Below are 14,128 nucleotides of genomic sequence, written 5' to 3'. Positions count from 1 at the left end.
AGGACAGTTAATGGTTGGATCTTCATTATCAGTTACCGTTACATCAAAGCTACAAGTAGCCGTATTACCTGCTGCATCAGTAACTTCAAACGTATTAGTTGTAGTACCAACTGGGAATAAATCACCAGAAGGTAATCCAGCGATTTGGGTAGTAGAAGGACTTGGACAATTATCAATTCCTACTGGCGTAGTATATGTTACCACAGCACCATCTATACCTGTATCAACATTTACGTTAATAGGAGTAGGACAATTAATAGTTGGGTCTTCATCATCACTTACAGTAACAGTTTGAGTACAAGTAGCAGTATTGCCACTACTATCAGTTACAATCCAAGTAACAATAGTATCTCCTAATCCAAATTCAAAAGTAAGAGGGTCAATATCAGAGCCATTTACCTGAGCAATAACAGATGCTACTGAACAATTGTCTGCGGTTGTAGGTGTCCCAAGAGACGCAGTTGTTGTACAGTTGCCTGTTGCGTCATCTGAGGTGTTTATTGTTAGATTGTTAGGACAAGTTATAGTTGGATTTTCATTATCACCACTATCTGTGATTGTGGTGCTTATGGTAGTTGTACACCCAATATCATCAAGAATGGTTATGGTATAATTTCCAGTAGCTAAATCAGAAAATGTTCCAGAAGACTGGTAATTTGAACCACCATCAATGGAATAAGAATATGGGGCTGTACCATTAACGCCTTCAGCTATTATTTCTCCAGTAGTAGTACTTGGACAAGTAACATTTGTTTGAGAAGATATATTTCCAGTTAAAGTATTAGGTAAAGTAACTGTATTTGAATTTTCAGAAACATTAGGTAAAATACATCCAGAACCATAAGTACCAGTATAGGTTAGCGTAGCCGTAAAATCGCCTTCAAACGGTGCTGTGCCAGTATAATTAAAGGTACCGCTTAATGTATTTGATGTTCCAACTGAATTTCCGTCTAAAAAGAATTCCCATGCGTATGAATCTGCTACAGAAGAACACCCGCCTTGATCTACACTACTTGAATAATCAATACTTGTACATCCGCTTTGCGAAATTGTAGGGCTAATATTAGGACAAGGTAAACAAACCGTTGGGTTGTTAAATGTTATTGACGCCGAGTTACAAGATGAATCTTCGTAGTTAATAGTTGATGCTCCAGAAGGGTTAACACCACAAACAGATGGAGAACCTTCTATAGTATAGTTCAGAGTTATGGTTTCGTTAAATACATTATCTACATCCCATGAAACTGTTTGACTTGAAACAGAGCCTGTACCTTTACTAGCAACAATAGTTCCAGGAACTAATGAGTAACCTGTTTGTATTATATCTGTAACTAGGGCTTGACTAGGTAATTGAGTAGCTGCTGCGACTAATTGCCCAAGTATTACGTTGTATATAGCGGTTAAATCAGCATTATCTTCTGTTGTGAAAGCTCCAGCATTTTGCATTTGATTTAAGGTACTAACCCCAATTGTCTCTGTATCACCTGAAATTCCACCAATGAGACCTATGGTAAAAAAACTTTGATTGTATTCTTCACCAGCTACTGTTGTAGTCCATGAATCTTGTGCAGCTTGGATTGCTTCAGTTTGACAAGGTGTTACGGTTGTGATTGAACCACAATCGGTTAAGCTACTTCGCGGATCTCGGCTCGTTGGTACACCATCAGATAAAAGAATAATACTTCTACTTGTTTTACAATCAAAAGTACCATTAGTTGTTAATTCATTATCTGCAAGAATAACGGCTTGTTCAGTGTTTGTTCTTCCCGAAGTTGATATTGTATTTATAGTGTTTATTAATGTTGTTTGCCCACTACTATCGGTTAGTGGTTCATCCAAAGAAGCAGTTGTACCAAAAGTAACAATTGCAATTCTGTTTAAACCTGTAGGGTTATTAACTGGTAGAAAGAATTGATTTACAAAATCAACTGCAGCGTCTTGAGCAGCTTCAATAGGTAAAGGGGTTGTGGGATCTCCATCGTCAAAAGACATACTACCAGATCTATCAATGACAAGAACAACTTCCTGAGGCTGTGGGGGAGGATTACCTATGACTTCTAGTGTAATATCAAATTGATTGCAATTAGTAGCATTTTCAACAGCATATTTATTTACTATAATTTCTTGTGAAGTCAAAGAATTTATAGAAAAGATAAAGCACAATACAAATAATAACTTTGTAAGGCTTGTTTTTTGATTTCTATGGAATAGTAATGGATTTTTCATAAAGCTTTTTTTAAAGTCTTTAAATAGTGGTAAACTTTATTTATTAACTATCCTTCAGAGGGATTAGGTACATATACACTCAAAATGGTTTCCGCACCTGTAGCGCTGCAACTATCAGATTTAGCATTAATAGCTAAGCAACTCCAAGTTTTATACGGGATACCTTCAGGGGCTTCTATTTTTACATAAAATTTTTGAGATGAATTAGCGTTAATGGTTACATTTAGATCAGACGTCGTTGAATTAAGATTACTAGGTAGCATGAACAAAACATTCAACTCTGAATTATTGTAAGTTGATTTTGAATCATTACTGCTTTTCTTACATAATTGTTGGCTTTTACTAGATGTTAAAGTATAATTCTTTTTTGCATTAGAAGTATTTTTTAAAATCAGGGTAAAAAACACACCTTTCTCTCCAACGGACTTTACGCTTCTGTTTTTTTCAACAGAAAGTTCAGCATCACAGCCAAAATTGTTTTGTGAAAAACCAATGTTATTTCCTAAGAAGAAACTAAGAATGATTGTTAGTGCAATTGTTGCTTTTTTCATGATTACGAATAGTTATCTTAATATTTTTTATCTCAATTTGTATTAAACCAAACAAACCAATGGTACCAAATTAACTTTGGCTTGAAATCAAAACAAAAATCGTAAAGTTTTTGAGGGAAAAACAGTTAGAGGTAAATGAGTCAGATACGACTGCATTACTGTGCGAAATTTGATTTGGGGTCATTTTTTCTTAATTTGTAGGTAATACAAATAGACACATATCTTTAATGTTTTTCAAAAAAAAATGCTAAAACACTATTTTTTTCGATAAAAAGTTTTAATTTTTTTTATTATCGGCATTATATACCATTCATCGGATAAAGGTGTTTTTAGTCATTCAAAAACTGATATTTAACAATTAATGTTGATTATACTTTAATTTAATTAAGCAAATAAATTGAATTTTATCGATAAAAACAACATTTTATCGAAAAAAAACGCTTTTAATCGAGAGGTAGTGAAAAAACTTATTCTAATAAGGCATGCAAAATCATCTTGGGAATTTGATGTTATTGACCATGAAAGACCATTAAAAACTAGAGGTATTAATGATGCAAATCTTGTGGCTACAGAATTAAAATCTCATAATATAATACCAGATAAAGTACTAATAAGCGATGCAATGCGTACTAAATTAACTGCTCAAATAATATTGCCAGTACTAAATATTCCAGAGAGTAAAGTTTCTTTTGATTATAAATTATATGACTTTTCAGGTAAAGATTTGGTTGATGTTATAAAAAGTTGTGGTAATTCTGTTGAAACTTTAATGGTGTTTGGTCATAACCATGCGATTACAGCATTTGTAAATACTTATGGAGATAAATTTATAGATAATGTGCCAACATGTGGTGTTGTAATTATAGAATTCGAGGAGAGTGAATGGTCAAAAATTAGCACAGGAAAAACTACATACACTCTTTTTCCGAGAAATTTAAAATAATTAAAACCATCATATATATCTATTTCTAATTATTCGTTTTTAATACTTTATAAAAAGCATAGATTTAACTAAATTTTTATAGGGAATAGAGTAACTTGTTTACCTTAAATGAAATATATTTGTTAGTGAAATAACTTGATATAGATGACTAAAACAGACACTACTGAAGGCAAATACATAAATAGAGAAATCAGCTGGTTACAGTTTAATGCACGTGTGCTACAAGAAGCTACAGATGTTAGTGTCCCACTAATAGAAAGATTAAGGTTTTTAGGTATCTTTTCAAATAATTTAGATGAATTTTTTAAAGTAAGATATGCTACGGTAAAGCGTATTGTTGAAGCTGGTAAAGGAGGTAAAAATGCACTTGGAGGTATTAAAGCTAAAGAGTTACTCGAAATAATTACTAAGATAGTAATTGACCAACAGGCAGAAAGTTTAAGAGTTCTAAATGAAATAGACAAATCACTTAAGAATGAGAATATTTTTGTTATTAATGAATCTCAAATAGATGATAAACAAAAAGCATTCATTAAGAATTACTATTTCCAAAATATAAGTACAGCATTAGTTACCATTGTATTGAATGATTTGGTGGTTCTGCCTAACTTAAAAGATAGTGCAGCATATTTGGCAGTTAAAATGCAGATGAATGATGGTACAAAACAGTTTGCGCTTATAGAAATACCAAAAACAGTAGACCGTTTTGTAGTACTTCCAAGAAGAGGAGATAAAAATTTCATCATCATGGTTGATGATTTATTGCGTTTCTGTTTAAGTGATATTTTTAACATTTTTGATTACAATTCCATCTCTGCTCACATGATTAAAATCACTAGAGATGGAGAACTAGATTTTGATAGTGATTTAAGTAAGAGTTTTATTGAAAAAATATCAGATAGTGTTAAGCACAGGGAAGTTAGTGAGCCTGTACGGTTTGTTTATGATAAGACAATAGATGTTGATACCCTTGAGTATCTTATGGAAAAGATGGGTATTGACAATACAGATAGTATCATACCAGGAGGTAGATATCATAATAAGAGAGATTATATGGGCTTTCCAAGTTTAGGGATAGACCATTTACTTTATGATAAAATTTCGGCGTTACCTGTTAAAGGACTAAGTTTAGAAACCAGCATATTTGAAGCTATTGCTCAGAAAGACTATATGGTGCATGCGCCATATCATACATTTTCTTATATCGTAAAATTTTTGAGGGAAGCAGCATTAGATCCTAAAGTAAAAACTATAAAAATTACTATTTATAGGCTTGCTCAAATATCTCATGTTGCCAGTTCTTTAATAAACGCAGCCATTAATGGTAAGACAGTAACTGTATCTATAGAGCTTCGTGCAAGATTTGATGAAGAAGCTAATATTCATTATGCACAGCAAATGAAAAAAGAAGGTGTAAACCTAATTTTTGGGGTTCCAGGATTAAAAGTTCACAGTAAAATGTGTGTTATTGAGCGTGAAGAAGGTAAAAAGTTAAAACGTTACGGATTTATTAGTACAGGTAATTTTAATGAATCTACGGCAAAAATATATACAGATTACACATTGTTTACCTCAAGTCAGCCTATATTAAAAGAAGTTAATAAAATATTCAATTTTTTTGAAACCAACTACAGGATATATCAATACAAGCACCTTATTGTATCTCCACATTATACCAAGAAAGCGTTCTTTAAACTTATTGATGAACAAATAGAAGAAAGTAAAAATGGTAACCAAGGCTATATAAGATTAAAGATGAATAGTCTATCTAGTTATGATATGGTTGATAAACTCTATGAAGCAAGTAATGCTGGCGTGCGTATTGATATGATTGTAAGAGGTATTTGCTGTTTAATTCCCGGTATTAAGGGTATGAGCGAAAACATTAAAGTAATAAGTGTTGTTGATAAATTTTTAGAGCATCCACGTTTGTATATATTTGGTAAGAACGAAAATGTAAAAATATATATTTCTTCGGCAGATTGGATGACAAGAAATATAGAAAATAGAGTAGAAGTAAGTTGTCCAATTTATGATGAGGATATAAAGCAAGAAATAATTGATAATTTTGATATATGCTGGAGTGATAATGTAAAAGCCAGATTAATAAATACAGAGAAAGAAAATGAGTATCGGGTAGATGATAATCCAAAAGTAAGATCTCAAATAGCTTTGTATGATTATTATCTTGAAAAGTTAAAAAAATAGTATGCTTTCAATAAAAAAATATGCAGCTATTGATATAGGTTCAAATGCTGTGAGACTTTTAATATCCAACGTCATTGAAGAGAATGGTAAGCCTGTTGTTTTTAAAAAAAATTCTTTAGTAAGAGTGCCAATTCGTTTAGGGGCAGATGTTTTTATAAAAGGGCGTATTTCAAAAGGAAATATGCAAAGAATGTTAGATACAATGTTGGCTTTTAAATTACTTATGAAATCTCATAAAGTTGTAAAGTATAAAGCATGTGCCACTTCTGCAATGCGAGAGTCTACAAATGGTAATGAAGTTGTAAATGCTGTTTTAGAACATGCAGGTATAAGTATTGATGTTATAGATGGGGAAGAAGAAGCAGCAATAATAGCAGCGACTGATTTAAATAAATTTATACACCCTGAAAAAGTGTATTTATATGTAGATGTAGGAGGTGGAAGTACAGAATTTTCAGTGATTAGTAAAGGAGAACGTATTGTATCCCGCTCATTTAAAATTGGTACAGTGCGTTTGTTGAATGATATGGTTAAAAAAGAATCATGGGCAGATTTAAACCAATGGATTAAAGAGCACACAAGTAAATACGAAAAAATAAGTGTAATAGGTTCTGGAGGAAATATCAATAAAATATTTAAAGTTTCAGGAAAAGCTATAGGTAAGCCCCTTACTTACTTCTATCTCACAACCTATTACAACACGCTTCAAAGTTATTCTTATGAAGAAAGAATTACAGAACTTTCGTTAAATCAAGATAGAGCAGATGTAATTATTCCTGCAATGCGTATTTATTTATTTGCCATGAAATGGAGTGGTGCAAAACATATTTACGTACCTAAAATTGGGTTAGCTGATGGTATTATAAAAAGCATTTACCATAATACAGTATCAAGTAATACACAGTAAAATTCTGCAATTCAACTACAATTTCAACTGTATTTTAAATTTATAATATATATTCGTAGGCGTATATTTATACAAAATATAAACCCAAAACTATTAAAAATGAAAAGATTAGCACTTATAGCTTTTTTACTTAGCCTATCGTTTCAAGCATTTTCACAAGCCGGAACTTACGGTGTTCGAGCTGGTTATACCATCTCTAATTTAGATTTTAAAGAAACTCCAACAATGGATAATAAACATAGAAACAGCTTTTATATAGGTTTCTATGGAGATTTTAGGTTGTCTAATGGAGTATCTCTAGTTCCAGAACTTCAATTTTCTCCAGAGGGAGCAAAAGCAGAAGTTTTGCATTTAGATTTAATACAGATGCCTATATTTTTTAAATTTAGGTTAAATGAGAAGTGGCGATTAGGTGCTGGACCACAAGTTGCTTTAAAATCTCATAAAACTGAGGATGGCATAAATAACTTTCATTATTCTGCCATTGGAGGTTTAGAATATAAGTTTAATCAAATGGTTTTTATAGATTTAAGATATAGCTACGGCTTATCAAATATATTTGATGATAGTGTTGCAGGTGTTGAAGCTATAAACACTAATATACAAATAGGAATTGGTTATCAATTCTAGCCATGTATAGCTTCTGAAGTTCCGAGGTTAGACATAATTTTGGCTTCATAATTAAGAAGTTGCTGCCACTTGGTGTCAACTTCTTTTTTATTGCCGTATTGTCTGGCAAAACCTAAAAACATAGTATAGTGGTTGGCTTCGCTTACCATTAAGTTTCTATAGAAGGTACGCAACTCTTCATCTTCCAATTCTTCAGATAATAATCTAAAACGTTCGCAGCTCCTTGCTTCAATTAATGCGGCATAAAGCAGTCTATGTACCAATTGTGTAGTTCTACTACCGCCTTTAGGGAAGAATTTCATAAGTTCAATAACATACTCATCCTTTCTATCTCTACCCAAAGTCCAACCACGTTCAATTATTTTATCATGAACCATCTTAAAATGACTGATTTCCTCTTTTACCAATGCTGTCATTTCTTGAACCAAATCAGTGTATTCAGGGAAACTCACAATTAGAGAAATAGCAGTACTAGTTGCTTTTTGCTCGCAAAAGGCATGATCTGTAAGTATCTCTTCAATATTTTTTTCTACTATGTTTACCCAACGTGGGTCTGTTGGTAATTTAAGTCCTAACATCTTCTATTTTTTTAATATTAGAATTTCCTTGTTCGTCAATACTCAATTTGTAGTAGGTGCCTTGATTGTTTTTTGGTATGGTGTTGGCTGTTATCAATACAACTTTATTCTGAGATAAAGAAGCCATCTCATCTATGCTAATGCCATTATTTAAATAGTCTTGTAAACTAATATTTTCTTTATTAAAGTGTTCAGAAAACACGTTACTAAATACATTTTTAAAAATAAGTTTATCATTTTTATATACAGTAATTTCAGAATCTATTTGTCTAAATTGGGTAGTCTCATTAATCGTTACAGACTTTGGTAGTTCTACCAATTTATTCATGTTCGTAAAGTTTTTAATACTTACACGGTAGCCGTTACTTAAAATAGTATCCGTCTGAACTTCAGCATACGATTTTGGAAAATATTCTGCAACATGGGGCGATTTTATATTACTCTTAAATTTTGCAACAGACGCTTTTAACGCGTCCCTTTTTGTAGTTCTTCTATCGCAGCTGGAAAAAATCATGGTACCAGTTAAAAGTATTAAAATCATGTATTTCATAACTAAATATCTAAATCAAATGTTTTACGCAATGCTTCAATAGCAGCATTTTTTTCTTTTAGTTTCTCGAATTTTTCACGTGTAGTGTAAGCGTACTTTTTGCTTACTTGTTCGTTTACGGTTATAGAAAGGTTAATGTCAAAATTATTGAGAGATTTTCTCAAATACCCCATTAAATCATATTGTTGCCGTTCTAACTCTACTTTGTTGGTTTCGTTAGGAAATTCTAAATATACTGTAGTGCCTTTAACTTTTGGGGTATCAATAGCTAAAATAGAAGCTAGATTGTGCTTGCCCTCTTTTTGGGTTTTAGCAGTAAAAGCTTTCCAGTGTTCAATCAGTTCTTTTTCGGTAAAATCTTCTTTTGGGAGGTCTTTTTCATCAATAACCACCTCCATTTGTTTTATTTGATGTTCTTTTTTAGCACGAATACTACTTAAAGATAATCCAGACCTGCGTTTGGTATCTTGTTTTAATTCAATCTTAGAAGGTGTTTTAACTTGAAACTTTTCAATAACTTCTGTTGTGTTGTCCACCGTGGTGGTTTCAACAGGTACTTCCTTTTGAATTGATTCAGAAACGGATTGCTTTACTGTCTCTTTTACATGTGTCTTAACAGGAATTGGCGTAATGCCTTTTTTCTGAAAATAAGATGCTGGAATTATGAAGTTTCTAGAATTTTTTTTTTCTCCATCAAAAGTGATAGAGGCAAGCTGCATGAGGCATAATTCAACTAATAAACGTTGATTTTTACTGGTTTTGTATTTTAAATCACATTCATTAGCGAGATGTATACCTTGCAGTAAAAACTCTTGCGATGCTTTTCTAGATTGCTCTAAATACTTTTGCTTTATTTGGTCGCCTACCTCTAGTAAGGTAATTGTACTTTCGGTTTTGCTAACTAGCAAATCCCTAAAGTGAGAGGCTAAACCTGAGATGTAATGGTGTCCATCAAATCCTTTGGAAAGTGTGTTGTTAAACTGTAATAACAGTTCAGGTATTTTATTTTCCAAGATGAAATCGGTACTGGTAAAGTACGTTTCGTAATCCAGTACATTTAGATTTTCGGTTACAGCCTGTCGGGTAAGGTTTTTACCTGAAAAGCTTACTACACGGTCAAAGATAGAAAGGGCGTCTCGCATAGCACCATCTGCCTTTTGTGCAATGATGTGCAAAGCATCATCTTCGGCGGTTATCCCTTGTTCTTCGGCAATATATTTTAGATATTCCTTAGCATCTTTTACCGTAATACGTTTAAAATCAAAAATTTGACAACGCGATAAAATAGTAGGAATTATTTTGTGTTTCTCAGTTGTTGCTAAAATAAAAATACAATGCTTAGGCGGCTCTTCTAATGTTTTTAAAAAGGCATTAAAGGCAGCTTGAGAGAGCATGTGTACCTCATCAATAATATACACTTTGTATTTCCCTACTTGTGGAGGTATACGTACTTGATCGGTTAAGCTTCTAATGTCATCTACCGAGTTGTTGGATGCTGCATCTAACTCAAAAATGTTAAAGGCGAAATCTTCATCTTCTTTCTCAGTACCGTCGCTATTTATCATTTTAGCCAAAATACGGGCGCAAGTAGTTTTACCCACACCACGTGGTCCAGTAAACAACAAGGCCTGAGCTAAATGATTGTTTTCTATGGCATTTAGTAGCGTATTGGTAATAGCCTGCTGCCCCACAACATCCTTAAAGGTCTGTGGGCGGTACTTACGGGCTGATACTACAAAGTGTTCCATAAAAAATCCTTGAGACACAAATTTAATTATCTCAATTTAGAATTCTGAATTCTGAATTCAGAATTTGATAGGAGTTATTAACAAAACCCGAATATATGTTTCTTGATTTTGTAGAAATTTTCAGCTACCTTCGTTTACCGGCGGATATAAGCCATTAACAACGGCGTCATATTCTGAAAGTTGTAAGCAAGCTGAAAAAACACTTGAGATATTTTAAAAATTGAATGACTAATCAATAATGCTTTACAAATCTCAAAATATATTAAGTGACATTCTTTTTGCATTAAGCTTAATAACAACTGATGTAAAATACGGCACCAAGCTTAAATTTAATGACAAAGCAGAGGCTTGTGAAGGTATTTTCGCAAGAATACTTTCTATAATATTTGACAAGGGATTTACAAACTGCAATCTAATCAAACAAGATTACCCTGCTATTGATTTACATTCAGATAGTATAGCATTTCAAGTTTCTGCTCAAGATAATTCTACTAAAATAAAAGATTCTATAAACCTTTTCAAAAAGAATATTGATTTAGGAAAATATGATAGAAAGTATTCAAAAATTAAGTTTCTTATTATTTCACATAAAGAAAAATTCGGGCCTAAAACCTTCGAGAATTTTGATACTTACAATTTATTTAGTCCAAACGAAGATGTTTATTTTTCAGCAAATTTAGGCAAACAAATAAAAGCATTAAATCCAGCAAAACAGTCCGAATTACGTGACTTTTTATGGTTTGAATTAAACCTGGAATCTGATGTATACGATAATCGATTTAACGAAATACAATCAGTTCCTAGTTATCTTGAAAATACTTCAAATGACATTAAAGCAAGAACCACACAAGTAGATTTTGACCAAAATCTACTTTACTACTCTGAAAAAGAAGAAAAGTCAATTCTTGACTTTGCAAATACTATAAACTTTGAAAACAAACTATCCTATTTAATAACAGGACATCCAACAACCGGAAAAACAACAGTTGCATTAAAAATCTGTGATTATTTACAAAATCAAATAGGCATTGTTCCCTTTTATTTACAATTGAAAACTAATACTAGTTATTCCACCTTATTAAAGGACTTAAAGGCTATCAATGGATTACCAACTGTATTAATTATTGATGATATTCATTTAGATTTTGAGCTTGCCAATAGATTAATTAAAGAAAACTCAAAGTTTAAAAACATTGTTTTTCTTTTTGTTTCAAGACATATATCCACAGATTTCAGAAAAACCTTTGAACTTGATGACGTTTTTGAAACATTAAGAAGTAATTGCTTATCTCTTGAGAGAAATAATTCTAAAGATTTTCAAAGAGACAAAATCCTTGGTGTTGTAGCAAAACGCTCTGATTTTTTATTAAAACAAAATTACAATCCAAGACAAGGTGGGATTTTGCACCTTGAACACATTTCTAAAAACAATTTACTTAAACTTAAATTGCTTTTAAACAATTGGTGTAAGGCAGATGATGTTTTAAGTAACATTGATGAGGAAATAATTCATAAAGATTTATTTAATAAGTTTTTAAAAAAATACCCAAAAGAAGAAATTCTTGAAATCATAAAGTATTCTTGTCTTTATTCTTTTAATATTCCATTTGAAAAAGTAGATCCAATTATCGAATTGACAACAGAACGTGAAGGACTTTTTTACACTCAAGACGTAGAATTGAAATCCTTATTTATGCAACCAAGTTTTTGCGATTTACTTATTGATTCATACCTGTTTCTTAATCAAAGAGTATTTAAAACAGAATTCAATAAGGATAAGAATTTATTCAAGTTTAAAAACATAAAACAATACATTGAGGAAATTAAAATTGAACAATATCCAGAAATAATAATTGAGATATTTTTAAATGTTGGTTCAGCAGAAAACTACGATATATTAAGATTATTATTCAATGATTCAAAAAGTAAACTAGCACTTTTTAATTATTTTAAAAGTTCAGAGAACGCAAATTCAACTCAATTAAAAAAGATTATTCAAATTGTAAAAATCTTTGCCAAATCCAACTTAAACGAAATTATCAATGGTTTAATAATCAATAATAAAAATATAAATCAGATTCTATTAAGAGAAAACACAGGTTTATTTGTTTTATCCTATATACATTATTCAATTTCGCCAATTAATAGATTATTAAAATCTAAACTATACGAAACTTTCAATGACGAAACTTTAAGAAAATTAATAGATTCCTCTGCAAATCATAAAGTTACTCTAGCTATACAAAACATCAACGATAGTAAAATAAGAAAACGAATAACAGACCTCATATCGCAACAGAAATGGGAAGAAATAATTAAAGAAACTTCATTTGACTTAATTGGTAACTCTCTAACTGAATTAAGAAAATTAAGTCCAAAAAATGTAAAACCAATATTTGCATCACTAGACCCAATTCTTTTAGCTGATAGTGTGAAATGGGTTGATTTTTATAAGTTAACAAAAACATTAAGTGAACTTAAAACTTTTGAAAAATACGAGACAAATTCAAAGGCTAAAGTCATTCTCAATAGGATTGAAAAATGGAAAATTGTAGAATCACTTAAATACGCAAAAATTCAGCAAATTAGTCAAGGTTTTGCTCAATTAGCAAAAATTGATAATTTGTTTTTACAAGACTTACTTGAAAATTATTCTGCCGAACTTTTATTTGAAAAATTAAATGAAATCAAATTCTTGGACGAATACAGCCTAATGCTCATAAACATAAATAAAGCGAGTAAAACAACTTCCTTAAAGATTTTGAAATTAATTGAACAAAACCATAGTTTCAAAGAACGATTTAACTCAAAGGGCATTAAAGGAAGAGAAATTCCAGCTATACTTAACTGTCTTCGCAAGCTTGGAGCTAATTCTTATTGTTCAAAATTAATCGAAGATTCAAATAAAGATATAATTGAAGGTAGAGTTTTGAGTTCTTTACCAGAGGTATCCGTTCGTATAATAAAAAGTATAAAGCCTATAAACGAGCATTTAGCGGATAAAATTCTTTCCACATTTTTAGAATTAGACCTTATAACCAAATTGGATAACAAGAATTATAAGTTATCACAAGTATCTGATTTCTTGGTTAACTTTTCTCATTGTGACGAAAAACTTTGCTCTGATTTTTTTGAGAAAATAAATAATCTGATTTTCATTAAAAAATCTTTAAAAAGTAATGTTTCATTTGCCGAAATATGTACTTTTTTATCTAATGTTAAAAACTGTAATATTGCTAAAACGAGAGATATTTATAGTAACATTTATGCTCATAACGTTTTTCACAAAAAGGCACGAGAAATACAACCTCGAGTATTTGTAAATTCATTACATCAACTAAATTCGGTTGATAATAGATTTACAGTCAGGTTTATAAACTCTTATGTAAATCAAAAAAATATAAACAAGGAATTAATTTTTAAGACAATAAAAGAAGTGAATAAAGATTTCGGAATTAAACTGAATTAAAAAAAGCCAGCTTACAACAACATATATAAAAAATTGCGGTTTTTAGTGTTTAAACGGAAATCAATTTTATAAATTTAAGGTCAGTATAAATCCGAAAAGTTAGTGCAAAAAATCCGCTACTTTTCATATACAAGACCGTTAAACGAATTCTTCAAAAAACACTAATTTGTTTTAAGAAATTAAGACAGTAAGCGCAACTGCTTTAAGGATTGCAACGGCATCCTTTTTTAAATCTAGATAAATACAAGTTTATAATGAACTTTAATGTTTGAGATTGCCACGTCGCAAGCTCCTCGCAATGACCTCTATTTTAAAAAG

The 14,128-nt window shown here is 31.2% G+C and carries 10 protein-coding genes; 5 read left to right on the top strand and 5 right to left on the bottom strand.

What is annotated here, in order from left to right:
- Together EYD46_RS17040 and EYD46_RS17035 are read right to left on the bottom strand one after the other, a co-directional pair.
- On the bottom strand, positions 1 to 2,226 hold a 2,226-nt coding region (locus tag EYD46_RS17040; protein ID WP_130938373.1), incomplete at its 3' end, for an HYR domain-containing protein.
- A gap of 47 nt (positions 2,227 to 2,273) precedes the next feature.
- On the bottom strand, positions 2,274 to 2,777 hold the full coding sequence (locus EYD46_RS17035) for an Fn3-like domain-containing protein (protein WP_130938372.1): 504 nt from the start codon (positions 2,775 to 2,777) through the stop codon (positions 2,274 to 2,276).
- Between the two features lie 457 nt (positions 2,778 to 3,234).
- Here EYD46_RS17035 and EYD46_RS17030 point away from each other — a divergent pair, with 457 nt between their 5' ends.
- The 4 genes from EYD46_RS17030 (at position 3,235) to EYD46_RS17015 (ending at position 7,465) form a co-directional block, all read left to right on the top strand.
- Complete coding sequence (locus EYD46_RS17030; RefSeq protein ID WP_130938371.1) at positions 3,235 to 3,720, top strand: SixA phosphatase family protein; 486 nt, start codon at positions 3,235 to 3,237, stop codon at positions 3,718 to 3,720.
- 144 nt (positions 3,721 to 3,864) lie between these two features.
- A complete protein-coding gene (gene ppk1, locus EYD46_RS17025; RefSeq protein WP_130938370.1) occupies positions 3,865 to 5,928 on the top strand; it encodes a polyphosphate kinase 1 in 2,064 nt (687 codons plus the stop codon).
- Position 5,929: 1 nt separating this feature from the next.
- Positions 5,930 to 6,835, top strand: a complete 906-nt coding sequence (locus EYD46_RS17020) for a Ppx/GppA phosphatase family protein (protein ID WP_130938369.1) — start codon at positions 5,930 to 5,932, stop codon at positions 6,833 to 6,835.
- Positions 6,836 to 6,934: 99 nt separating this feature from the next.
- Positions 6,935 to 7,465, top strand: a complete 531-nt coding sequence (locus tag EYD46_RS17015; protein WP_130938368.1) for a porin family protein — start codon at positions 6,935 to 6,937, stop codon at positions 7,463 to 7,465.
- Here the strand turns inward: EYD46_RS17015 and miaE are convergent.
- Genes miaE through EYD46_RS17000 form a run of 3 tightly spaced genes read right to left on the bottom strand, consistent with a single transcriptional unit; the run spans position 7,462 to position 10,341 of the window.
- Complete coding sequence (gene miaE / locus EYD46_RS17010) at positions 7,462 to 8,043, bottom strand: tRNA-(ms[2]io[6]A)-hydroxylase (RefSeq protein WP_130938367.1); 582 nt, start codon at positions 8,041 to 8,043, stop codon at positions 7,462 to 7,464. The genes EYD46_RS17015 and miaE overlap by 4 nt on opposite strands.
- On the bottom strand, positions 8,030 to 8,593 hold the full coding sequence (locus EYD46_RS17005; RefSeq protein WP_130938366.1) for a hypothetical protein: 564 nt from the start codon (positions 8,591 to 8,593) through the stop codon (positions 8,030 to 8,032). The genes miaE and EYD46_RS17005 overlap by 14 nt, the downstream gene beginning before the upstream one ends.
- A gap of 2 nt (positions 8,594 to 8,595) precedes the next feature.
- Positions 8,596 to 10,341, bottom strand: coding sequence for a DNA polymerase III subunit gamma/tau (locus EYD46_RS17000; protein ID WP_130938365.1), 1,746 nt, complete (start codon positions 10,339 to 10,341; stop codon positions 8,596 to 8,598).
- Between the two features lie 238 nt (positions 10,342 to 10,579).
- Here EYD46_RS17000 and EYD46_RS16995 point away from each other — a divergent pair, with 238 nt between their 5' ends.
- The gene (locus tag EYD46_RS16995; protein ID WP_130938364.1) at positions 10,580 to 13,810 is read left to right on the top strand and encodes an SMEK domain-containing protein; all 3,231 of its coding nucleotides are present in this window, start codon (positions 10,580 to 10,582) and stop codon (positions 13,808 to 13,810) included.
- The last annotated feature ends 318 nt before the right edge of the window (positions 13,811 to 14,128 follow it).

The sequence above is a fragment of the Hyunsoonleella pacifica genome (assembly GCF_004310335.1).
Classification (GTDB): Bacteria; Bacteroidota; Bacteroidia; order Flavobacteriales; family Flavobacteriaceae; genus Jejuia; species Jejuia pacifica.
The sequence above is the reverse complement of the archived record's forward strand: the minus strand, read 5'-3'. Positions and strand labels throughout refer to the sequence as shown.

Bases quoted from the DNA above. Each gene is read 5' to 3' on its own strand.
- EYD46_RS16995 (WP_130938364.1), top strand. From the start codon at position 10,580: ATGCTTTACAAATCTCAAAATATATTAAGTGACATTCTTTTTGCATTA.
- EYD46_RS17035 (WP_130938372.1), bottom strand. From the start codon at position 2,777: ATGAAAAAAGCAACAATTGCACTAACAATCATTCTTAGTTTCTTCTTA.
- EYD46_RS17015 (WP_130938368.1), top strand. From the start codon at position 6,935: ATGAAAAGATTAGCACTTATAGCTTTTTTACTTAGCCTATCGTTTCAA.
- EYD46_RS17005 (WP_130938366.1), bottom strand. From the start codon at position 8,593: ATGAAATACATGATTTTAATACTTTTAACTGGTACCATGATTTTTTCC.
- EYD46_RS17000 (WP_130938365.1), bottom strand. From the start codon at position 10,341: ATGGAACACTTTGTAGTATCAGCCCGTAAGTACCGCCCACAGACCTTT.
- EYD46_RS17020 (WP_130938369.1), top strand. From the start codon at position 5,930: ATGCTTTCAATAAAAAAATATGCAGCTATTGATATAGGTTCAAATGCT.
- ppk1 (WP_130938370.1), top strand. From the start codon at position 3,865: ATGACTAAAACAGACACTACTGAAGGCAAATACATAAATAGAGAAATC.
- miaE (WP_130938367.1), bottom strand. From the start codon at position 8,043: ATGTTAGGACTTAAATTACCAACAGACCCACGTTGGGTAAACATAGTA.